The 20873-nt window shown below is 68.1% G+C and carries 19 protein-coding genes; 7 read left to right on the top strand and 12 right to left on the bottom strand.

Features of this window, described 5'->3' with window-relative positions:
• Positions 1–72: 72 nt before the first annotated feature.
• A complete protein-coding gene (locus ACX80H_RS01540) occupies positions 73–1227 on the bottom strand; it encodes a site-2 protease family protein (protein WP_459310667.1) in 1155 nt (384 codons plus the stop codon).
• The gene (locus tag ACX80H_RS01535; protein ID WP_459310666.1) at positions 1220–1987 is read right to left on the bottom strand and encodes an HAD family hydrolase; all 768 of its coding nucleotides are present in this window, start codon (positions 1985–1987) and stop codon (positions 1220–1222) included. Before ACX80H_RS01535 ends, ACX80H_RS01540 begins: the two co-directional genes overlap by 8 nt.
• A gap of 105 nt (positions 1988–2092) precedes the next feature.
• Here ACX80H_RS01535 and ACX80H_RS01530 point away from each other — a divergent pair, with 105 nt between their 5' ends.
• Positions 2093–2983, top strand: coding sequence for a PAC2 family protein (locus ACX80H_RS01530; protein ID WP_459310665.1), 891 nt, complete (start codon positions 2093–2095; stop codon positions 2981–2983).
• A gap of 118 nt (positions 2984–3101) precedes the next feature.
• Here the strand turns inward: ACX80H_RS01530 and mshC are convergent, their stop codons facing one another.
• Both mshC and ACX80H_RS01520 read right to left on the bottom strand, forming a co-directional pair.
• Positions 3102–4376, bottom strand: a complete 1275-nt coding sequence (gene mshC, locus ACX80H_RS01525; RefSeq protein ID WP_459310664.1) for a cysteine--1-D-myo-inosityl 2-amino-2-deoxy-alpha-D-glucopyranoside ligase — start codon at positions 4374–4376, stop codon at positions 3102–3104.
• A 23-nt stretch (positions 4377–4399) separates the two neighbouring features.
• The gene (locus tag ACX80H_RS01520) at positions 4400–5224 is read right to left on the bottom strand and encodes an undecaprenyl-diphosphate phosphatase (protein ID WP_459310663.1); all 825 of its coding nucleotides are present in this window, start codon (positions 5222–5224) and stop codon (positions 4400–4402) included.
• Positions 5225–5273: 49 nt separating this feature from the next.
• Between ACX80H_RS01520 and ACX80H_RS01515 the strand changes: the two genes are divergently transcribed.
• A complete protein-coding gene (locus ACX80H_RS01515; protein WP_459310662.1) occupies positions 5274–6209 on the top strand; it encodes an aldo/keto reductase in 936 nt (311 codons plus the stop codon).
• A 62-nt stretch (positions 6210–6271) separates the two neighbouring features.
• Here the strand turns inward: ACX80H_RS01515 and ACX80H_RS01510 are convergent, their stop codons facing one another.
• The gene (locus ACX80H_RS01510) at positions 6272–6553 is read right to left on the bottom strand and encodes a hypothetical protein (RefSeq protein WP_459310661.1); all 282 of its coding nucleotides are present in this window, start codon (positions 6551–6553) and stop codon (positions 6272–6274) included.
• Positions 6554–6594: 41 nt separating this feature from the next.
• Here ACX80H_RS01510 and ACX80H_RS01505 point away from each other — a divergent pair, with 41 nt between their 5' ends.
• Positions 6595–6828, top strand: coding sequence for a DUF5703 family protein (locus ACX80H_RS01505; protein WP_301227710.1), 234 nt, complete (start codon positions 6595–6597; stop codon positions 6826–6828).
• A gap of 76 nt (positions 6829–6904) precedes the next feature.
• On the opposite strand, the gene ACX80H_RS01500 is transcribed toward ACX80H_RS01505, so the two are convergent.
• From ACX80H_RS01500 to ACX80H_RS01475, 6 genes are all read right to left on the bottom strand, one after another.
• Positions 6905–8077 carry an acyl-CoA dehydrogenase family protein gene (locus ACX80H_RS01500; RefSeq protein ID WP_459310660.1) on the bottom strand — a complete coding sequence of 391 codons (1173 nt, stop codon included), beginning with the start codon at positions 8075–8077 and terminating at the stop codon, positions 6905–6907.
• Positions 8078–8140: 63 nt separating this feature from the next.
• Positions 8141–9442 (bottom strand): M20/M25/M40 family metallo-hydrolase, encoded by a 1302-nt coding sequence (locus ACX80H_RS01495; protein ID WP_459310659.1) that lies wholly within the window; start codon positions 9440–9442, stop codon positions 8141–8143.
• A 146-nt stretch (positions 9443–9588) separates the two neighbouring features.
• Positions 9589–10929, bottom strand: coding sequence for an ABC transporter substrate-binding protein (locus ACX80H_RS01490; RefSeq protein ID WP_459310658.1), 1341 nt, complete (start codon positions 10927–10929; stop codon positions 9589–9591).
• Between the two features lie 79 nt (positions 10930–11008).
• The gene (locus tag ACX80H_RS01485; protein ID WP_459313339.1) at positions 11009–11842 is read right to left on the bottom strand and encodes a carbohydrate ABC transporter permease; all 834 of its coding nucleotides are present in this window, start codon (positions 11840–11842) and stop codon (positions 11009–11011) included.
• 95 nt (positions 11843–11937) lie between these two features.
• Positions 11938–12867, bottom strand: a complete 930-nt coding sequence (locus ACX80H_RS01480) for a carbohydrate ABC transporter permease (RefSeq protein WP_459310657.1) — start codon at positions 12865–12867, stop codon at positions 11938–11940.
• Positions 12854–14917: a beta-galactosidase gene (locus tag ACX80H_RS01475; protein ID WP_459310656.1), complete on the bottom strand. Its 2064-nt coding sequence runs from the start codon at positions 14915–14917 to the stop codon at positions 12854–12856. The genes ACX80H_RS01480 and ACX80H_RS01475 overlap by 14 nt, the downstream gene beginning before the upstream one ends.
• 258 nt (positions 14918–15175) lie before the next feature.
• Here ACX80H_RS01475 and ACX80H_RS01470 point away from each other — a divergent pair, with 258 nt between their 5' ends.
• The 4 genes from ACX80H_RS01470 to ACX80H_RS01455 all read left to right on the top strand — a co-directional run bounded on the left by ACX80H_RS01470 (position 15176) and on the right by ACX80H_RS01455 (position 20091).
• The gene (locus ACX80H_RS01470; protein WP_459310655.1) at positions 15176–16192 is read left to right on the top strand and encodes a LacI family DNA-binding transcriptional regulator; all 1017 of its coding nucleotides are present in this window, start codon (positions 15176–15178) and stop codon (positions 16190–16192) included.
• Between the two features lie 74 nt (positions 16193–16266).
• A complete protein-coding gene (locus ACX80H_RS01465) occupies positions 16267–18468 on the top strand; it encodes an alpha-galactosidase (RefSeq protein WP_459310654.1) in 2202 nt (733 codons plus the stop codon).
• A 210-nt stretch (positions 18469–18678) separates the two neighbouring features.
• Complete coding sequence (locus ACX80H_RS01460; RefSeq protein WP_459310653.1) at positions 18679–19119, top strand: universal stress protein; 441 nt, start codon at positions 18679–18681, stop codon at positions 19117–19119.
• 78 nt (positions 19120–19197) lie between these two features.
• Positions 19198–20091: a hypothetical protein gene (locus ACX80H_RS01455; protein WP_459310652.1), complete on the top strand. Its 894-nt coding sequence runs from the start codon at positions 19198–19200 to the stop codon at positions 20089–20091.
• Between the two features lie 39 nt (positions 20092–20130).
• Here ACX80H_RS01455 and ACX80H_RS01450 read toward each other — a convergent pair whose 3' ends face one another.
• Positions 20131–20850: a VIT1/CCC1 transporter family protein gene (locus ACX80H_RS01450; RefSeq protein ID WP_459310651.1), complete on the bottom strand. Its 720-nt coding sequence runs from the start codon at positions 20848–20850 to the stop codon at positions 20131–20133.
• Between the last annotated feature and the right edge of the window lie 23 nt (positions 20851–20873).

Genomic DNA, 20873 nt, shown 5'->3' with positions numbered 1-20873 from the left:
AGCGGAGCGGACAGGGAATCGGCAGGAGGCAGGCGACCTGCACTGCACGCCGCCGTCGGCAGGGATGCGGAACTAGGGACCGGGTGTGGTCTTGCCGGTGATGGCCTGGACGACCGTCCGCTGGTGCAGCACGCCCGTCACGGCACCCTGGCGGTTGATGACCGCGTACTCGTTCCCCTCGAGCCGGGCGAGGACCTGCAGGAGTTCCTGGCCCTCGGCCGACTCCGGCACGTAGGCGCCGGCAGCCAGCCGGCGCGCTGCGGCGTCGACGGCCGTCGTCCCGGCCCTGTCGTCGGGGACGGCGAGGAGCGCGGCCTCGTCGACGACGGCCTCTGGCTCGCCGGAGGGGCCGGTCAGGACGACCGCGACTCCGGGGTTGTCCCGCAGGAGCCGGTGCGCTGCGAGGACAGTCGTGCTCGCGGGGACCCCCAGGGCGCGCTGCTGCAGCCGGCCGGCACTGATGGCGGGGAGGCGCAGTCGCATCCGCGCATTCTCGATGGCGGCCGTGGCGCCCATCCACAGGGATGCGCCCATGACGACGGTGAGGACGATGACCAGGAGGTCGGGGCCGCGCCCCTGCAGCAGCTGGACGCCCACCACCGAAGCGAGCAGGAGGATGACGATGACGCGTCCGGACCAGCCGGCCGCCACTGTGCCCTTCTCCTGGCTGCCGGTCGCCTTCCAGACCACGCTCTCGACGAGGCGCCCACCGTCCAGCGGCAGGCCCGGCAGCACGTTGAACAGGGCGACGAGGAGGTTGGCCCAGACCAGGATGGTGGCGAGCAGATAGGACACCGACCCGGGCGTAAGGGCCTGCAGGATGACCCACCCGAGGCCCGCGAGCACGAAGTTCGCCGCGGGCCCGGCGAGGGCGACGGCGAGGGACCTGCCCGGCGAGGCGTTGAAACTCGCGAACTGCGTGTGGCCGCCCCACAGGTTCAGGACGATCCGGGTGGTCGGCCAGCCGAAGGCACGTGCGGTGAGCGCGTGCGCCAGTTCATGGATGAGCACGGACGCGGCGAGGAGCAGGGCGTAGCCGAGAGCGACGGCGTAGGCGCCGATACCGATGCCCGGGAACGCCGCCGAGACGCGCGGCCCGAACACGAGCACGATGAAGGCCGTGATGACGAACCAGGACCATGCGAGGACGACGGGGATGCCGGCGAGGCGGCCGAGGGACAGCCCGGGGCTCCCCTGCGTCCGGGCAGGTTGCCGGCCGCTACTCATGCCGGTCCCCGCCCGTCTCCTCCGGCAGGAGCGCGGCGAGATCGGCGGGCGTCCGGCCTTCCAGGGTGTCCCAGTCGGTGCGGCGCCCATCGGGCGGCAGGGGGACGAAGTGGGGAACGGCGAGCGTGACAAGTCCGGCGGCGAGGGCCGAGGTGACACCCGGCAGGGAGTCCTCGATGGCGACGACCCGGTCTTTGCGGAGCCCGGGGTGATCCGCCGCCAGCAGGTCGAAGCCCAGCTGGTAGGCCTCCGGATCCGGCTTTCCGGCGCTCACGCGGTCACCGGTGACGAGGTGGGAGAAGGTGCCCTCGGGCAGCTGCGCGGCGATCTCGCGGGCGAGGAGGCTCTCGGACATCGTGACCATGGCACAGGGGACGCCCTCCGCGCGCAGGGCCGAGAGCAGCTCGCGCGCTCCCGGGCGCCAGGGCACGGCGGTCCGCACGTCCGCGGCGACGCGGTCCGTCAGGTGCTCGATGATGCTCCGGATGTCCAGGGCGACGCCGGCCCGCTGGAGCACACCGGCGGAGTACTCGAGGGCCTGGCCGACGAGGGTGGTCGCCTGCTCGGTGGTCCAGGTTCCGCCGTGGGACTCGACCAGTTCCTTCTCCGCGCGGATCCAGTACGGCTCCGTGTCGACGATCGTCCCGTCCATGTCCCACAGCACGCCCTGCAGTCCCCGAACATTTCCCGACCGTTCGGAGACGGTCCGGTGGATCTCGGTCGGACGGGTTCGGACACTGCCGGTGAGGTGGTTGGCCATGCCTTCAAGTCTACGGTGACCCCTTGGCGGACCCGCGCGTCAGCTCTCCGCGTAGCCGTGGAGCCCCGCCTGACATGGCCGCGCGCAGGGGTTTAGGGTGAGACGGTGGACAGCTTCGAAGAGAACCAGCCGACCGGCGTACAGGACCTTTTCCAGGATGCCGGCGAGCCCGAGCGCCGTATCACCGTCATGCTCGCGGCTTTCGAGGGCTGGAACGACGCCGGGGAAGCGGCCAGCGACGCCCTGAAGTTCATGGGCCGGTACTTCGGCAGTGAGCGCATCTCGACCATCGACGCCGACGAGTTCTACGACTTCCAGTTCACCCGGCCGATGATCAAGCGGAACTCCTCGGGCCAGCGGCGCATCAAGTGGCCGAACACGCGCATCAGCAAGGCGGTCGTCCCGAAGTCCAACGTCGACCTGATCCTCGTCAACGGGGTCGAGCCATCCTACAAGTGGCGCGCCTACACTGCGGAGCTCGTCGCCCTGGCGAAGGAGCTCAGCGTCGACTGCATCGTCCTGGTGGGAGCACTGCTGGCCGACGTCCCGCATTCGCGCCCCATCCCTGTCACGGTCACCTCCGACGACGACCTCGTCCGGGAGAGCCTGGACGTCGAGCCATCGACGTACGAGGGCCCGATCGGCATCGTCGGCGTGCTGGCCGAGATGGGTCTGCTCGCCGACATCCCCACCATGTCCCTCTGGGCCGCCGTGCCCCACTACGTCGGCCAGTCCCCGTCGCCGAAGGCCCAGTTGTCCCTCCTGAACAAGCTCGAGGAGATCCTCCAGATCACGGTGGACACCCACGTGCTGACCGAGGAATCGGAGGCCTGGGAGCGCGGGGTGGACGAGCTCGCCACCGAGGATCCCGAGGTCGCGGCCTACGTGCGCCAGCTCGAGGAGGCCAAGGACACCGTGGACCTCCCGGAGGCGAGCGGCGAATCGATCGCCCGCGAGTTCGAGCGCTACCTGAAGAAGCGCCGCCGTGAACAGTGAACCGGACGCTGACGGGGCGCGGCACCTCTGGCGGTAGCCGCGGGCGTCGGCCGGGACGGGTCCTTCCAGGGGGCCGACGGCGGCGGGGCGATGCCCCCGCGGACGCTAGAGGCGGACGCTAGAGGCGGACGCCGAGCAGGGCGTCGAGGACATCGGCAAGGCCCTGCCGGTGCGTCCCGCCTCCCGCGACTCCGGGTGCCCCCGCCGCCCAGGCGTCCACCGCGGAGAGGGCGGACGGCGCATCGAGGTCGTTCGCCAGGTGACCGCGGATGGCCTCCCGCACTGCGGCGACGTCGGCCTCCCCCGCGCCGTCGGCGGCTGCACGCCAGGCGGCGAGGCGGGCGATGCCCTCGTCCAGCACGGAATCCGTCCAGGACCAATCCGAGCGGTAGTGGTGCGCGAGGATGGCCAGGCGGATGGCTCCAGGATCGACACCGGCCCGGCGCAGCTTCGACACGAGGACCAGGTTTCCCCGGGACTTGCTCATCTTCCCGCCGTCGTACCCGACCATCCCGGCGTGCGCATAGTGCCGGGCCAGGGGGGTGCCGCTGGTCGCCCAGGCGTGGGACGCGCTCATCTCGTGGTGGGGGAACACGAGGTCCGAGCCGCCGCCCTGCACGGTGAAGGGGGTCGGCAGGAACCGCTGGGCGATGATCGCGCATTCGATGTGCCAGCCGGGCCGTCCGTCGCCCAGGGCGCCTCCGGGCCAGCTCGGCTCCCCTGCGCGTGCCGTGCGCCAGAGGAGCGGATCGAGCGCGTTGCGCTTGTGCGGACGCTGCGGGTCCCCGCCGCGTTCAGCCGACAGCTCGAGCATCGTCCCGGCGTCGAGGTGCGAGACCTGGCCGAGGAACCAGCGGGCAGGGTCGTGCTCATCGAGCGAGGCTACGGAATCGAGGGAGAAGTAGACGTCGCCGTCGGGCTCACCGTCCTCCCCCGGCACGGCGTAGGCCAGTCCGCGGTCCACCAGCTCCTCGACCGCGGGGACGATCCAGTCGATCGCCTCGACGGCGCCGATGTAGTGGTCCGGGGGCAGGACGTTCAGCGCCTCCATGTCCTCGCGGAACAGGGCGATCTGGTCGGCAGCGAGATCCTGCCAGTCGACGCCGGTGGCCGAGGCGCGCTCGAGCAGGGGATCGTCGACGTCCGTCACGTTCTGCACGTAGGACACCGCTGCTCCGGCGTCGCGCCAGGTGCGGTTGAGGAGGTCGAAGGCGACGTAGGTGGCCGCATGGCCGAGGTGGGTGGCGTCGTAGGGGGTGATGCCGCAGACGTAGAGGCTGTGCTCAGGGAGCTGCCCGAGTGGCGCCGGCTGCTGGAGGGCGGTGTCGAAGAGGCTGATGCCCGACTGGGTGCCGTCGAGTTCTGGGACAGGAGTCGAATTCCACGCAATCACACGTTCTACCTTACGGCCCGGCGTCAGGCGCTGATGACGCCGAAGCCGAGCAGGACGTAGAGGGCCAGGCCGAGCAGGATGCGGTACCAGACGAAGAGGCCGTACCCGCGGGTGGTGACGAACTTCAGGAACCACCCGATGATCGCGAAGCCGACCACGAAGGCGACCAGCGTGGCCAGTGCCGTCTCGGGCAGGGCGTAGGGTCCGGTCTCGTCGTAGCTCTTGGCGAGCTGGAACACGCCGCTGCCGAAGACCGCGGGAATGGCGAGCAGGAACGAGTAGCGCGCCGCCGCCTCACGGGTGTATCCCATGAGCAGGCCCGCGGTGATGGTGCCGCCGGATCGCGACACGCCCGGGATCAAGGCCAATGCCTGTGCGAGTCCGTACAGGATGCCGTGCCGGTAGGTCAGGCTCGCCAGCTCGCGTTCCTGCCGGCCCACGTGATCGGCGACGGCGAGGATGAGACCGAAGACGATCAGCATGGTCGCCACGATCCACAGGCTCCGGAACGTGCTCTCGATCTGGTCCTGGAACAGCAGCCCGAGCAGGACGATCGGCACGCTGCCGAGAATGACCAGCCAGCCCATGCGGGCATCCGGGTCGTTCCGGGGCACCGTGCCCCGCAGGGCGCCGAACCAGGCCCTGACGATCCGCACGATGTCCCGCCAGAAGAACACGACGACGGCGGTCTCCGTGCCGAGCTGCGTGATGGCGGTGAAGGCCGCCCCCGGATCCTGCGCGTTCGGCAGTAGTTCTCCCACGATGCGCAGGTGTGCGCTCGATGAAATGGGTAGGAACTCGGTAAGGCCCTGGATGAACCCCAGGATGACTGCTTCTATCCAATTCACTCTTATGACCCTAAGCCATGCGGCCGGGGACAGGCTTTAGGCTTGCTCCATGCAACGGCGAAACGTGGGAGCAAGTGGTCTGGCCGTCTCGGCGCTGGGACTCGGCACCATGAACTGGGGCCAGGAGGTCAACGAGGAAGCCGCACGCGAGCAGCTCCGCATCTTCGCCGAGGCCGGCGGCACGCTGGTCGAGACCGCCGCACGCTACGGGCAGGGCCAGGCGGAGGCGATGCTGGGCGGCTTCATGGGTGACACCGTGGCGCGCTCCGAGCTCGTACTGGTGGTGCAGGGCGGCACGACCCGCTCCGGCAGCAGGCGCCTGGACGGCTCACGCCGGGGCCTGCTCGACTCGCTGGATGCCTCGCTGTCGCTGCTCGGTACCGATCACGTGGATGTCTGGCTCGCCCCCTCCCCCGACCCCTCCGTTCCCCTGCAGGAGACCCTGAGTGCGCTCGAGGTCGCCTATGGAACGGGACGTGCGCGCTATGTCGGTGTGTCCAACTACTCGGGGTGGGAATTCGCACGCGCGGCGGCGACGGCGTCGTTCCCGCTCCTCGTCAACGACGTCGAGTACTCGCTGGTGAACCGCGGCGCCGAGCGGGAGGTCCTTCCCGCGGCCGAGGCCTTCGGCGCGGCGATCCTCGCCTGGGGTTCGCTGGGCCGCGGCGTGCTGACCGGGAAGTACCGGGGCAGGATCCCCTCCGAATCACGCGGGGCGTCCGACCTGTGGTCGCCCTACGTGGAGCCCTACCTCTCGGGGAAACCGCAGCGGATCACCGAGGCCCTGTGCACTGCATCACGCGGACTCGATCTCCAGCCGCACGAACTCGCGCTGCGCTGGCTCCTGCACCGGCCCGGAGTAGCCTCGGCGATCGTCGGGGCGCGGACGGCCCAGCAGCTGAAGGAAATCCTCCAGACCGGTGATGCGCCCGTCGCAGCGCCCATCGCCGAGGTCCTCGACGAGGTCTCCGCGCTCGCGACCTGACCCGGCCAGTCCGCGCAGCGGCTGATCCCCGCGACCGACCAGGTCTTCCTCAGCGCTCTGGGTCAGCTCCGGTCGGGTGCGGCTTCAGCTTCGATCAGGTCCGGAGCGTAGTCGGCGTCGTCCTCGCCGTCCTCGTCGTCCGGCTCCTCATAGATCTCGAGCGGGGTCACTTCGCCGAAGGCGTCATAGAGTGCCTCCTCGTAGACCTCGAAGGCATCGGCGATGCCGAGGTATGCCGCTTCCACCGCCGGATCATCTTCCCGCCGTCGTGACGCCGAGGCTGCAAGATGCTCTTCGAGGGCCGTCACGAGGGACTGGAGCGCGACACGCGGATCTATGCTCATGCACTAGACGTTATCGGTAAAGTGATCAAAATTGGAGGGATATGCGAGAACATTTTCTGAACGCAACGGCCGTCCGGAAGCGCGACTACGGGCGGCAGTACGAGTACCTGGTCCTGACCGTGAATGCCGGAGAGTCGTTGCCCGCGGCCCGGAAACTCCTCACAGAACACGCCGAGTACGGCAAGTGGGAACTCGAGCGGAGTTGCATCTATCTGGGCGGCAGCAGGCGCTACTGGCTGCGGCGGAAGGTCCTGCGGGTAGAGCGCACGGCGTAGGCCCTGCGGGCCCGAGTACAGGTCCGAACTCACCCGATCCGTCGGCCCGGACAGGCTCCCGCCGACCAGGAACACGCTAGACCGACGGCGGACCGAGCAGGGCCGTGGCCACCGTCGCCCGCGCGGATTCCTCCGTCGACGGGTGGAACTGCCCGGCCAGCGCGTCGCGGTGGAGCCGCACCACTTCCGAGGATGCCGCGAATCCGGATCCCCCGCCGACATGAAGCGCCGTGGCGGTCGCTGCAACGGCCGCCTCGACGGCATGGGTCTTGAGCGTCACGAGGCGTGCGAACCACAGGGATCCGACCCCCGCCCTCCCATCCAGGTCCTGGGTGACACTGCGCAGTTCGGCCTCCGCTCCGGTCCGCTGCATGGCAGCCCCGGCCAGGAGGTTCCGGAGCACGGGATCCTGCGACAGAGGGCGGTCCGCCACGTGGCTGCGACGCCGGTACAGGGACTGCGAGGCCAGGTCGAGGGCCCGATCCGCGATACCCAGGTACACCGAGGCGATGAGGGTCTCGAATGCCGCGAAGATCCCGAAGACCAGGAGGTCCGCATTCGGTCCGACCGGCACACGCCGGAACACCGCGTCGGCAGGGACACGGACGTCGGACAGGCGCGTGGTGTTGGACTGCGTGGCGCGCATCCCCAGCGGGTTCCAGTCCTCCACGGTCTCCACCCCCGGGGTGCCGCGGGGGACGAAGGCGTGCAGGATCGCGTCGTCGTCGCCGTCCCGGCCCTCGAGCTTGCCGAAGATCCCGAGCCGGGTCCACACCGGTGACAGGCTCGTGAACACCTTGGTCCCGGTGTAGCTGAAGCCGCCGTCCGGCAGGCGGTCCACGCGTGTCAGGGAATCGAACAGGACGGCGTCGTTGCCCGGTTCCGAGACGCCGAACGCGAACACCTCGCCCCGCGCGGCCTCATCGAGGACGAACTGCAGCGACGCGTCACCGCGATCCGCGAGCAGGCCCGCCACCGCTGTCCAGACGAGGTGCATGTTCACGCCCAGGGCGGTCGCGGGTGCGGCGGCGGCGAGTCTCCGCTGTGCAGCGGCGGCCCGGCCCATCCCCCCGCCGTCGCCGGCGGGCACCTCCGCCAGGATCCGGAGGTAGCCGGACGCGGTGAGCTCCTCGAAATCCTCCGTGAAGAAGACATTGGCCGCGTCGTAGCGTGCCGCCCTCTCCCGGAAGCGTTCGAGCATCTCCGCGGGCAGGAGGTGCCCGGCGGCACCCTCCGTTCTCGTCGCCACGTGTCGTCCCGTTCCGTGCTCGGTAGGTGGATTTCCAGGAGCTGGATTTTCAGGAGGTGGTTCTCAGTAGGTGGTGAGCAGGCGGGTGAGCACCCGGGCGCCGAAGCGGAGCGAGTCCGTGGGGACGCGCTCGTCCACGCCGTGGAACATGCCCGTGAAGTCGAGCTCGTCGGGCAGTTGCAGGGGCGCGAAGCCGTAGCCCGTGATGCCGAGCCTGCTGAGCGACTTGTTGTCGGTCCCGCCCGAGAGCGTGTACGGCAGGACCTTGGCTCCCGGATCCTCGGAGTGCAGGGCGTCGATCATGGAGTCGACGAGGTTTCCGGCGAAGGGCACCTCGAGCGAGGTGTCCTTGTGCTCGTACGTCACGTCCACGCCGTCGCCGGCGAGGCCGCGGATGATCTCGAGGACCTGGTCCTGCTGTCCGGGCAGTGTCCGCACGTCGATCAGCGCCTCGGCGGTGCCCGGGATGACGTTGTGCTTGTAGCCGCCCTTGAGGACCGTCGGATTGGCGGTGTTCTGCAGTGTCGCGCCGACGAAGCGCGCCACGGTGCCGAGTTCCTTCAGCAGGATGTCGGGGTTGTCGGCGTCGAACTCGATGCCGGTCAGCTCGGTGACGCCGTCGAGGAACTGCCGCGTGGTGGGGGTGAGCTCGATAGGCCAGGTGTGCTCGCCGATGCGCGTGACGGCGCGGGCCAGGGCTGTCACGGCATTGTCGGTGTTGATCTGCGATCCGTGGCCGGCGCGGCCGTGGGCCACGAGCCGCAGCCAGGAGATGCCCTTCTCCGCCGTCTGCAGGAGGTACGTGCGCTGTCCCCCGATGGTCGCGGAGAAGCCACCCACCTCGGAGATGGCCTCCGTGGCACCTTCGAAGATCTCCGGCTTGTTGTCGACCAGCCAGGACGCTCCGTAGGCCCCTCCCGCTTCCTCGTCCGCGAAGAACCCGAAGATGAGGTCCCGCTGGGGTTTGACCCCGTCGCGTTGCAGGGAGCGGAGGACGGACAGGATCATGGCGTCCATGTCCTTCATGTCCACGGCGCCGCGGCCCCAGATCAGGCCGTCCTTCTCCTCGCCGCCGAAGGGATCGACGGTCCAGTCCTCCTTCTGCGCGGGCACGACGTCGAGGTGTCCGTGGACGACGAGCGCGGGCAGGGACGGATCCGAGCCCTCCATGCGGGCTACGACGGAGGTACGGCCGGGGGCGGCTTCGAACAGCTGCGTGGACAGTCCGACCTCCTCGATGAGGCCCGCGGTGTATTCGGCGGCCTTCCGCTCCCCCGGGCCCACGTTGTCCCCGAAGTTCGAGGTATCGATGCGGATGAGGTCCTGACAGATCCTGACGACTTCATCTTCGGGTGAAATGCCCACGTGGTCCTCCTGGGTAGCGGTTTCGCTCCAGCCTACCGAGGACACGGTTCCACCGGGGACAGGCTCGGGGAACGGGAAGAGCCGCGCCCCTCGAGGGGTGCGGCTCTCCGTCGTGTGGCGCCCGGACGGACCGGGCAGGAGGGGTGCTACTCGGACACGGGGATGGACTGTGACTTCAGGGAGTCGATGGTCTTCTGCTGGCCGTTCTCGAGGGCGTCCAGCAGGGTGCCGGTGCCGCCGATGGCTGCGCCGAAGCCGTCGGAGACGTCGGTGTAGGTCTGCGTCATCGTGGGGCCCCACGTGAAGTCGGGGTTCACGTTCGCGGAAGCTTCCGCGAACACGTCGTAGATCTTCTGTCCGCCGTAGTAGTCGACGCCACCCGCGAAGGCCTCCAGGTCGGTCGCGGACTTGGCGGCCGGGTACAGGCCTCCGAGTTCGTTCGCAAGGGCGAGGGCTTCAGGGTCCGTGTTGAGCCACAGGGCGAACTGCGCAGCCTCGGCCGGGTGCTCCGAGCCCTTCAGGACCGCCGTGGACGAGCCGCCCCAGTTACCTGCGGCCTCGCCGCCGTCCTCCCACTGCGGCATCGGGGCGACAGCCCACTTGCCGGCCGTGTCGGGTGCGCCGGACGAGAGCGTCGTGGCACCCCACACCGCGGAGACCCAGGTCCACTGCTGGCCCTCGTTGAAGGAGGCGTTCCACTCGTCCGAGAACGACGGCAGGGTGGAGACGAGGTCCTTGGACAGCAGGTCCTGCCAGTACGTGGCGACTTCCTCGGACTCGGGGCTGGTGAGGTCGACGTTCCAGCTCTCGCCGTCGTTCTGGAACCACTGGCCACCGTTCTGCCAGACCATGCCTGCGAACCAGTTGACGTCCGACTTCGGGAAGTTGGTGATGTACGAGCCCTGCGCCTTGATCTTCTCGGCGGCCGCGGCGTATTCCTCCCAGGTGGTGGGCACCTCGATGCCCGCCTGCTCGAAGAGGTCCGCGCGGTAGTACATGGCCATGGGCCCGCTGTCCTGCGGGATGGCGTAGACGGAGTCCTCCTCGCCGAAGGTCACCTGCCCCCAGGTCCAGTCGACGAACTGGTCCTGCGCATCGGCGACGCCCTCGCAGCCGGCGATGTTCTCGAGGCCGTCCTGGACGCGGAAGTTCGGCAGGGCGTCGTACTCGATCTGGCCGAGGTCGGGCGCGTTGCCGGCCTGGATCTGGTTGAAGAAGTTCTGGTAGGTGCCGGAGTTGCCGTTCGGCCCGGTCTGCACCTCGACCTGGATGTCCGGATTGTCGGCATTCCACAGCTCGACGACCTTGTCCATACCGGGAACCCAGGTGGTGAATTGGAGGGTCACGGGACCTTCGGACGCTTCGCAGGGGGCTGCTTCGGCTCCCGCTTGTGCATCGGGGCTGTCTCCGCCGGCTGAACAGCCGGAGAGAGCCAGCGCAGAGATCATGGCAAAGGCCGCGGTGACTTTTCCGTAATGCGCGCGCATTGTCTTTCCTATCGTTGGTAGTGCGGTGCGGGGGCGGACGCCCCTGCACCTGGAGTGCTGGTCGGAAGGTTCGGGGCTGCTACTTGACGCCGCCGGCGCCGAGGCCGCTGCTCCAGAAGCGCTGGAGGGCGAGGAACGCGATGATCAGCGGGAGGATCGAGACGAGGGCCCCGACGATCACGAGGGACCGCAGTTCGGGGATCTGGCTGATCTGGCTGTTCCAGGCGTAGAGGCCCAGCGTCACGGGGAAGAGCGCCTGGTCGCGGAGCATGATCAGGGGCAGGAAGAAGTTGTTCCAGATCGCGACGAACTGGAAGAGGAAGATCGTCACGAGGGCCGGCGCCATGAGGCGCGTGGACACGGTGAAGAAGGTCCGGATCTCGCCCGACCCGTCGAGGCGTGCTGCCTCCAGCAACTCTCCGGGAACGCTGGCCGCGGCGTAGATGCGCGCCAGGTAGACGCCGAAGGGGCTCACGAGGCTCGGCAGGAACACGGCCCACATGGTGTTGGTCAGCTCGACCCGACTGAAGATCAGGAAGAGCGGGAGGGCGAGGGCCGTCGCGGGAACAAGGACGCCGCTGAGGACGATGTTGAAGATCGCCTCGCGTCCCCGGAACTCGTACTTGGCGAGCGCGTACCCGCACATCGCCGCGATGATCGTGCCGATCAGGGCACCCACACCGGCATAGAGGGCCGAGTTCACCAGCCATCGGCCGAAGAGGCCGTCGCCGTAGGTGAAGAGCCGCCCGAGGTTGCCGAAGAACGTCCCGAGGGAGTCCGCCGTGAACCACAGGGGCGCCGTCGAGGTGATCTCGCCGCCCGTCTTCGTGGACGTGGTGAGCAGCCACCAGATGGGAGTCAGGAAGTAGAGGGTGAAGACGCCCATGATGAGCATCGCGGCGCTGCGGGACATGATGCTCTGCCGGGGTCCGCGGGCGCGGCCGTCGGCGCTGGTCGCCGTCGAACCGGCTCCGCGCTGTCGCTTGGGGGCGGTGGCTGGGGCTGCCGTCACTGGGAGACCTTCCGCTGGGTCGACTTCAGGAAGATGAAGGAGAGGATGAACGTGGCGAGCGCGAGGACAACGGAGAACGCGGCGGCGAGGTTGTAGTTGGGTACCGATGCGGTGGTGTAGACCGCGAGGTTCGGGGTGAACGTGCTGTTGATCGCCGAGCTGAAGCTCCTCAGCGTCTGCGGCTCGGCCAGGAGCTGCAGTGTGCCGATGATCGAGAAGACCGCGGTGAGGATGATGGCGGGGATCACGAGGGGTATCTTGATGCGCCAGGCGATCTGCAGGTTGCTTGCGCCGTCGAGCCGGGCCGCTTCGTAGATCTCTGTGGGTATGGCGAGAAGGGACGAGTAGATGATCAGCATGTTGTAGCCGACGTACACCCAGGTCACGATGTTCGCGATGGCCCAGAGCACGAGGTTGCCGGACAGGAAGTCGATGTTCGAGGTCACCGCGCCGAACGGTGACAGCGACGGCGAGTACAGGAATCCCCACATGATCGCCGCGATCACGCCGGGAACGGCGTAGGGGGCGAAGAAGGCGAGCCGGAAGAACTTCTTGCCCTTCAGCAGCGGGGAGTCGAGCAGTAGCGCGAACAGCAGGGCGAGGCCGAGCATGATCGGCACCTGCACGACGCCGAACAGCAGGACACGTCCCACGGATTCCCAGAACGCCGTGTTCTGGAAGACCTGCTCGTACTGGACGAAGCCGCCGAAGACCTGGCGGGGCTTGCCGAAGGTCCCCTCACGTTCGACGGTGAGCAGCGACTGCACGATGGCGTAGATGATCGGGATGGCGTAGAAGGCCAGGAAGAGGAGCCCGAACGGGGCGATGAACAGGGCCACGGCCCGGCGCTGCGCTCCCGAGGATCGGTTCTTCCTCGTGACCGCAGGAACCTTCGGCGCCTCCGCCGGAGTGCTAGTGACTGTCATTGCCTGCGTCCTTTCGGCTCTGCGATGAGCCGTCGGTGTCGGGGTGTGCTGGGGTGGTGCGGACGACGCGGACTGCGCCGGCGGGAACCACGACGACGTCGGCCACGGCCTCCGCGGTCAGCAGTTCCAGACCGCGGACCCGGTGCTTGCGGTCCTCGGTGGAGTGGTTGATGAGGAAGACGTAGTCGTGGCGGCTGCCGCGCCGTGTGACGGTTTCCAGGCCGGGCTGAGCATCGGGCAACTGGACTCCGGCAGTGGCGGCCGCGCGCAGCAGCAGGTCCTTGAGGACGCCACCGTCGAGCACCGATCCGGCGTACCATGCCTCGCCCGCACCGAAACGGTTGCGCGTGACGGCGGGCCCGCCGACGTGAGGGCCCGTGGCATAGCTGAGAACGGCGTCGGCCGTGGTGAGGCGCAGTGCCTCGGACCAGAGCGAGGCGGGTGAGCCGTTGTCGAGGACAAGGGGGTGCGCCGGGTCCAGGGGGAAGAACTCCTCGGAGCGGATGCCGAGGAGGTCCCGGAAGGCTCCGGGGTATCCGCCGGGCCGCACCCTCTCGTTCTCGTCGACGATCCCGCTGAAGAAGGTCACGAACGCGGATCCGCCGTTGTCGACGAAGGTGCTGATTCCGGCGGCGTCCTCGTCACGGACGAGGTAGAGGTTCGGGACGACCACGAGCTTGTAGGCGGAGAGATCCGCGCCCGGCGGCACGATGTCGACCGTGACGCCGGCATCCCACAGCGCCTTGTAGGCGGCATGGACCTGCTCGATGTAGCGGACGTCGCCCGATGGGTGCGACTCCTGGTCATGCGCCCACCAGGCCTCCCAGCTGAAGACGAGGGCGACGTCGGCATGCACCGTGGTGCCCGCGAGTTCGCGCAGCTTTCCGAGGGCGGAGCCGAGTCCCACGACGTCGCGCCAGATCTGCGAATCGGTGCCGGCGTGGGGCACCATCGCCGAGTGGAACTTCTCGCTGCCCTGGAGCGAGGCGCGCCACTGGAAGAAGCAGAGGCCGTCCGCACCGCGCGCCAGGTGGGTCAGCGAGTTGCGCAGCATCTCGCCGGGGCCCTTGGCGATGTTGCGTGGCTGCCAGTTCACAGCGCCGGTGGAGTGCTCCATGAGCAGCCAGGGCCGGCCCTGGGCGAGTCCGCGAGTGGTGTCCGCAGCGAAGGCGAGCTCGGCGAGGGGCGCGTCCAGCCGGTGGTCGAGGTAATGGTCGTTGGCGATGACATCCATCTCCGGTGCCCAGGACCAGTAGTCCTGGTTGCGGATGTGCGCGGCGACCATGAAGTTGGTGGTGACCGGAGCATCGCTGCTGCGCCGGAGGACCCCTTCCTCGGCCTTGTAGTGCGCCAGCAGTTCGTCGGAGCTGAAGCGGTTGAAGTCGAGCGTCTGTGTCGGATTCGTGGTCGAGAGGGTGAGCCTCGGCGGCAGCACCTGCTCCCACGCCGAGTAGCGCTGGCTCCAGAAGGCGGTGCCCCAGGCCGCGTTGAGCGCATCCAGGGTCTCGTAGCGGGTGCGGAGCCAGCCCCGGAAGGCCTCGGCGGATACATCGCAGTAGCAGAGCGAGTTGTGGCACCCGAGTTCGTTCGAGACATGCCACAGGCGGAGGGCGGGGTGGTTGCCGTAACGCGCCGAGACCTGCTCCACGAGAGCAAGGGCCCGCTGCCGGTAGACGGGGGAACTCGGGCAGAACGCCTGGCGGCCACCGGGCCAGCGGGCGGTGCCGTCGGCGGCGCGGGGAAGGACCTCCGGATGTGCCGTTGTCAGCCAGGCGGGAGTCGACGACGTCCCGGTGCCGAGGTTGACCCCGATGCCGTTCTCGGCGAGGAGGTCCATCACGGCATCGAGGTCCTCGAAGCGGAAGGTTCCTTCTTCGGGCTCCAGTTCCGCCCAGCCGAAGATATTGACGGCGACGAGGTTGACGCCTGCCTCCTTCATCAGCCGGACGTCCTCGTGCCACACGGACGGTTCCCACTGCTCCGGGTTGTAGTCACACCCGTACACGAGCTGTCCGTCGGACAGTCCTGCGACGGTTCCTGTGCGTGCCAATCCTGCTCCTTCTGGGTGTGTGCCAACCCTCCGACGGAGAGGGGAGGAAGAGGGCCGTCAACGTTCTGTGAACGTTCCCAGAAGGAGGCGGGTGAACTCTTCATCGAGGATCTGTGAACGTTCCCAGAGTAACCACGGTCACAGGAGCTGTCAACGTGATCGCGCCGCGAGGAGGGGCCGGGCCCCTGTTTTTCCGGCACTCCCGGGCCGGGCTCCTTCGTCCGGGATGGCACGTGGAGGCTCCGCTAAAGTACAGATATGTCCCCGACCCGCATCCGCCACCGCCGTGCGACGATCAATGATGTCGCGACGGCGGCGGGGCTCTCCCGCGGCACCGTGTCCCGCGTCGTCAACGGCGAACGCTACGTGTCCGACGAGGCCAGGATTGCCGTGGAGGACGCGATCGCCCGCGTCGGTTACGTGCGCAATTCGGCCGCACGGAATCTGGTCACCCAGGAATCCAGGGCCATCGCCCTCATCATCCACGAACCCCACTCGCTCCTGTTCGAGGACCCGAACATCGGCTCCATCCTCCTCGGAGCCAATGCCGTGCTGTCGAAAGCCGACTACCAGTTGGTCTCCCTCATCATCGACTCCGACCGGGACAGCCGCCGGGTCGCGGACTACCTGCGGGGTGGGCTCGTGGACGGTGCAGTCATCGTTTCCGCCCGGGCGTCGGATCCCATCGCCTCCGCGGTCCGCGACATCGGCGTGCCGGCAGCATTCGTGGGGCATCCGCCAGGAACGCCGGATCTGCCGTATGTGGCCATCGACAACGCAGCGGCCGCCCGTGCCATCACGGAGCGTCTCGTCGACACCGGACGCCGGCGCATCGGAATGATTGCCAGCGCCATGGACCGAGACTCCGGCAACGACCGCTTCGCGGGCTTCCGGGACGCCCTCGGCGCGCGCTTCGATACCTCTCTGGTCGTCGAATACCCGCTGTACACCTACGCCGCCGGACTCGAGGGGATGCAGGAGCTGCTCCGCCGTTGCCCGGAGATCGACGGCGTCTTCGCCGCGTCCGACGCAGTCGCCGCAGGTGCGATGACGGCCCTGCAGGAATCGGGCAGGAAGGTGCCGGATGACGTCGGCATCGTCGGCTTCGACGACAGCAGCTGGGCGCTCAGAACCCGGCCACAGCTCTCGACGGTCAGGCAGCCGGCCGACCTGCTGGGCAGTACCGCCGCCCAGCTCGTCCTCGCCCAGATCGAGGGCCGGCCAAGCATCGCCCAGGTCCTGGAGACAACGGTCGTCTGGCGCGAGTCGGCGTAGCATCGCTCCGGTGGAGGCGGCGGGCGCTCTGCGCACTGTCGGGATCCGCCTCGGTTTTGCTGTAGAAATTGTTCATGCTCTCCACCACCCCTGGTTCGACGACGACCATCCACCTGTCAGTAGCCGACACGAGCGTCGTGGTCGACGCCTCCGGACCCGGCGTTCCGGCGATCGTGCACTGGGGGCCATCCCTGGGACCTGTCAGCGAGCAGCAACTCTCAGCACTCGTGGCATCGCTGGTGCCCCAGCGCGTCTCCGGCGGCCTCGATGTACCCGCCCGTCTGTCGGTCATCCCGCAGGAAGCGTTCGGCTGGCAGGGCACCCCGGGCTTCACGGGCCACCGACAGGGAACGAAAATCTTTCCCGCCTTCCAGCTCACCTCGATCGAGCAGGCAGATGTCGACGGCGGCCGGGAAGTGTCGTTCACGGCCGACGACGAGGCTGCCCGTCTTCGCGCCAGCGGGTCGATCCGCCTCAGCGCCGCAGGCGTTCTGCACCAACAGTTGTCGGTGACGAACACCGGTGATTCCGCCTACGAAGTACGGTCGTTGCTGGCTGTCGTTCCGTTGCCGGATTCGGCTGTCGAGGTCCTGGACACCACCGGCCGGCACTTGCGCGAACGGAGCCCCCAGCGCCACCTGCTCACCCAGGGAAGCTACCGGAGGGAGAGCCGACGCGGCCGACCCGGCGCCGACGCCACGGTGGTCCTGGCCGCCGGCACCCGCTCCTTCGGGTTCGAGACCGGTCTGGTCCACGCCGTTCACCTCGCCTGGAGCGGAAATCATCAGCTCACCGCCGAGAAGACCCCGGCCGGTCAGGCATTTCTCAGCGCCGGGGAACTGCTCCTGCCCGAAGAGATCGTCCTCGCCCCGGGAGAGACCTACACAGCCCCGGAGATGCTCGCGTCCTGGGGTCGCGGCCTCAACCAGCTCTCCGCCCGCTTCCACGACGACGTGCGGTCCCGTCCTGTCCACCCCTCCTCCCCCCGGCCGGTCACGCTCAACACCTGGGAGGCCGTGTACTTCGACCACGACCTCGAACGTCTCACCCGCCTCGCGGACAAGGCCGCCGCCCTGGGCGTGGAGAGGTTCGTCCTCGATGACGGCTGGTTCGAGGGTCGTCGCGATGACACCTCCAGCCTGGGCGACTGGTTCGTCGACCGCGGTGTCTGGCCGAACGGCCTCACACCGCTCGTCGATCACGTCCGTGCCCTCGGCATGGAATTCGGGCTCTGGTTCGAACCCGAGATGATCAATCTCGACTCCAGACTCGCGGCCGACCACCCCGACTGGATTCTCCAGGCGGAAGGCAGGCTGCCCATACCCGGCAGGCAGCAGCAGGTCCTGAACCTCGCCAACCCGCGCGCGTACGACTACATCCTCGACTGCATCGACACCATTCTGGGCACCCACGACATCGGCTACATCAAGTGGGACCACAACCGGGACCTGCTCGACGCCGCCGACGCCGTCAGCGGCCGCGCCGCCGTCCACCGGAACGTCGAGGCCGTGTACCGGTTGATGCGCACACTCAAGGAGCGCCATCCCGGGCTGGAAATCGAAAGCTGCGCCTCAGGCGGAGCCCGCGTGGACCTCGGAGTGCTCGAACACACGGATCGCATCTGGACCAGTGACTGCATCGATCCGCTCGAACGGTTGACCATCCAGAAGTACACCGGTCTCCTCGTTCCCCCCGAACTCATGGGGATGCACATCAGCGGTCCGACGTCCCACTCCACCGGTCGAACCCACGCCCTCCCCTTCCGGGCAGCGACGGCGATCTTCGGCCATTACGGTATCGAGTGGGACATCTCGAAGCTCACCGCGACCGAGACGGAAGACCTCAAGGAGTGGATCGACCTCCACCTCCAGTGGCGGGACATCCTCCACAGCGGGCACGTCGTCCACACGGACCTGCCCGACCCGGCGATGGACCTGCGCGGAACCGTCGCGTCCGACAGGTCCGCGGCCCTCTTCGCCTACTCCCTCACTGCCTCCAGCGCGTCCTACCCCCCGGGGAAGCTCACCTTCCCGGGCCTCGACCCGCACCGCGCCTACACGGTTCGACTCTCCAGCCCCTACACCGAGCTCCCCGGTAACGGTCAGTCACCCATGGCCTGGGCGGAGGCATCACTGACGGGCGCACCCCTGGCACTGACCGGAGGCACCCTCGCCCATGTCGGCATCCAGGCACCTGTCCTGTTCCCGGAGCAGTCCATCCTGGTCGAACTTCACGCAACCGAGGCCCAGCCCGACGGCTCGAGGAACCGCACCTGATCGAACCCGAGGGGACCTCGGCGCACCGGCGGACGGCCCGGCCGGACCGGACGGCCTCTCCCCCATCTGCCGTCAGGCGGGACACATCGTCCGTCGCGGCCGGCATGAGCCCTTCGAAGCGGGACGAAAGGCCCTAGGAGGGAACCCCGGCGAGATGCACTGTTCAGGGAGCAAGGTTGCTGTTCGTGAAGTCTCAGAAGGAGAAGCGCCGTGAGTACACCATCCGTTCCTCAGATCGTTGTCGGAGTCGATGGATCCGAGCAATCCATCGAAGCACTGCGGTATGCCCAGAAGCTCGCCCCCACCTTCGACGCGACAATCTTCGCCGTCGCAGCGTGGGACTACCCCGCTGCCGACCCGGGATTCATGCCCCTCGGCAGCAGCGAATTCTCGGAAGCCGCGCGTGAACACCTGGACAAGGCTCTCGCCGCCGCATACGGGGAGGACCGACCCGCGGGGCTCCAGAGCACTGTGGTGTTCAACCACCCGGCCAAAGCCCTCGTCAAGGCCTCGGAGGGTGCCACCTTGCTCGTCGTCGGCCGGCGGGGCCATGGCACCTTCCGCGGGCTTCTCCTTGGTTCCGTCAGCAGCGCCTGCGTATCCCACGCACACTGCCCCGTCCTCGTCATCCGCGAGGCCGCCGGTTCGTGACTTTAGACCCATGTCCTCCAGCCGATTAGCTGAGAGGGTGGTTCCATCGTCATGCTCATCGACGCAGGAAGGCCCCCGATGTTACTCACCCGCTCGCCCCAGGTTCTGGATGTCTCCCTCCTACAGCGTGGCACCGAGGGCACCGCGGCTCTGGGCCACAACACTCCTGTCACCGTCGAGATCCGTGCGAGTCACCGGGTGCGGGTGACATCAGTGCAGTTCACGCTCGTGCACGCACTGAGCCTCACTCAGACACACGGGAACCCGTACGGCGGCACCTTCCGCGCCGCTGAGCGTACCTCCCGTGACATCGGAAGCGCCCACCTCGGAACCGGCATCACCCTGCGCGCAGGAGAATCCTGCTGTGAGACGAGTCAGCTGATGGTGCCCGCCGACGCGATACCCACACTTCACGGGAAGCTGATCACCTCTACCTGGTCCGTGCGCGTGAGGGTATCCAGCGAGGGCAACGAGGATCTCGTACGTCACCACCCTCTGACCGTCCACTCCGGTGGTACTGCCGGCGGGGTCGAGCCCGGAATCGAGAACTTCGAGCCGTCCCTGCGGTTGGCGCAGCTCTCGACACACTCCCTGTATCCGGGAGGGCAAATTTCCGGCGTCGCAGAGGTGCGCGAATCCAAGGCACGCGCTCTGACCCTCAGCATCGTCATGCAGGAGGAGGTGATGTCCTGGGCGGGGCAACGCCCGCAGCAGCACAGCTCCCCAACCGAAGTCCTCGCCGAGGAAACAGTGATCAGTGGCGATCGCATACCCCTGACCGCATCCGGCGGTCCAGCCATACCCTTCACTCTGGCCTTGCCTGCTGTTCCTGCCCCCACGGTGAAGTCACCCCTCCTGGAAGTTCGCTGGCTTCTCCGGGCAGTACTCGGTGTGCCGTTCCGGCGCGACCCCGCGGCGCTCGTGCCCCTGGTGGCGAGCACAGTGGCCGACAGCCGGAAGGTCCGCACCTGAGTCCGGGCCCCGATCCTGCGGGACTGAACAGGCGCACGGTCAGGCGATGCCGGTATTTCCCAGCAGGGTGCCCACCAGGAAAGTGAAAGCCATCGCCAGCGCTCCGCCGAGTACGAGGCGGGCTGTCGCGCGCCGTCGTGAACTACCACCGACGTGGGCGCTGATGGTTCCTGTGATGGCCAGCGCGACGAGGACTGCCGCGAAGGTGAGGGGAATACGTATGCCTGCCGGCAGCAGGAGAATCGCCAGCAAGGGCAGCACTGCTCCGGCCGCGAAGGACGTCGCCGAAGCGAACGCCGCGTGCCACGGGTTCACCACCTCGAGTTCGTCGATGTTCAGTTCCGCCGACAGGTGGGCGGCGAGGGCATCGTGTCCTGTCAGTTCGACCGCGACCTGGCGGGCTGTGGCTGGAGCCAGGCCCTTCCGTTCGTACAGACCGGCAAGCTCGACCAGTTCCCCCTCCGGGTCATCGAGCAACTCCTGGCGCTCCTTCTCGATCAGGGCCTCCTGGCTGTCCTTCTGGCTGCTGACCGACACGTACTCACCGAGCGCCATGGACACCGAACCACCGACGACGGCCGCCGTACCTGCGACAAGGATCGGCGCCAGGGCATTCGTCACGCCGGCGACACCCACCACCGTGGCAGCGGTCGAGACGATTCCATCGTTCGCGCCCAGAACGGCGGCCCGCAGCCAGTTCGACCGTGCCATGCCGCTACCGTCATGCGGCTCACTGCCCTGACCCGAGACATCCGTCATGGGAGCAGTAAAGCATTCCCCAT

This window comes from Arthrobacter pasteuri, from assembly GCF_054510955.1.
Note: the sequence above shows the minus strand (reverse complement) of the source record. Positions and strands in the feature narration are given on the sequence as shown.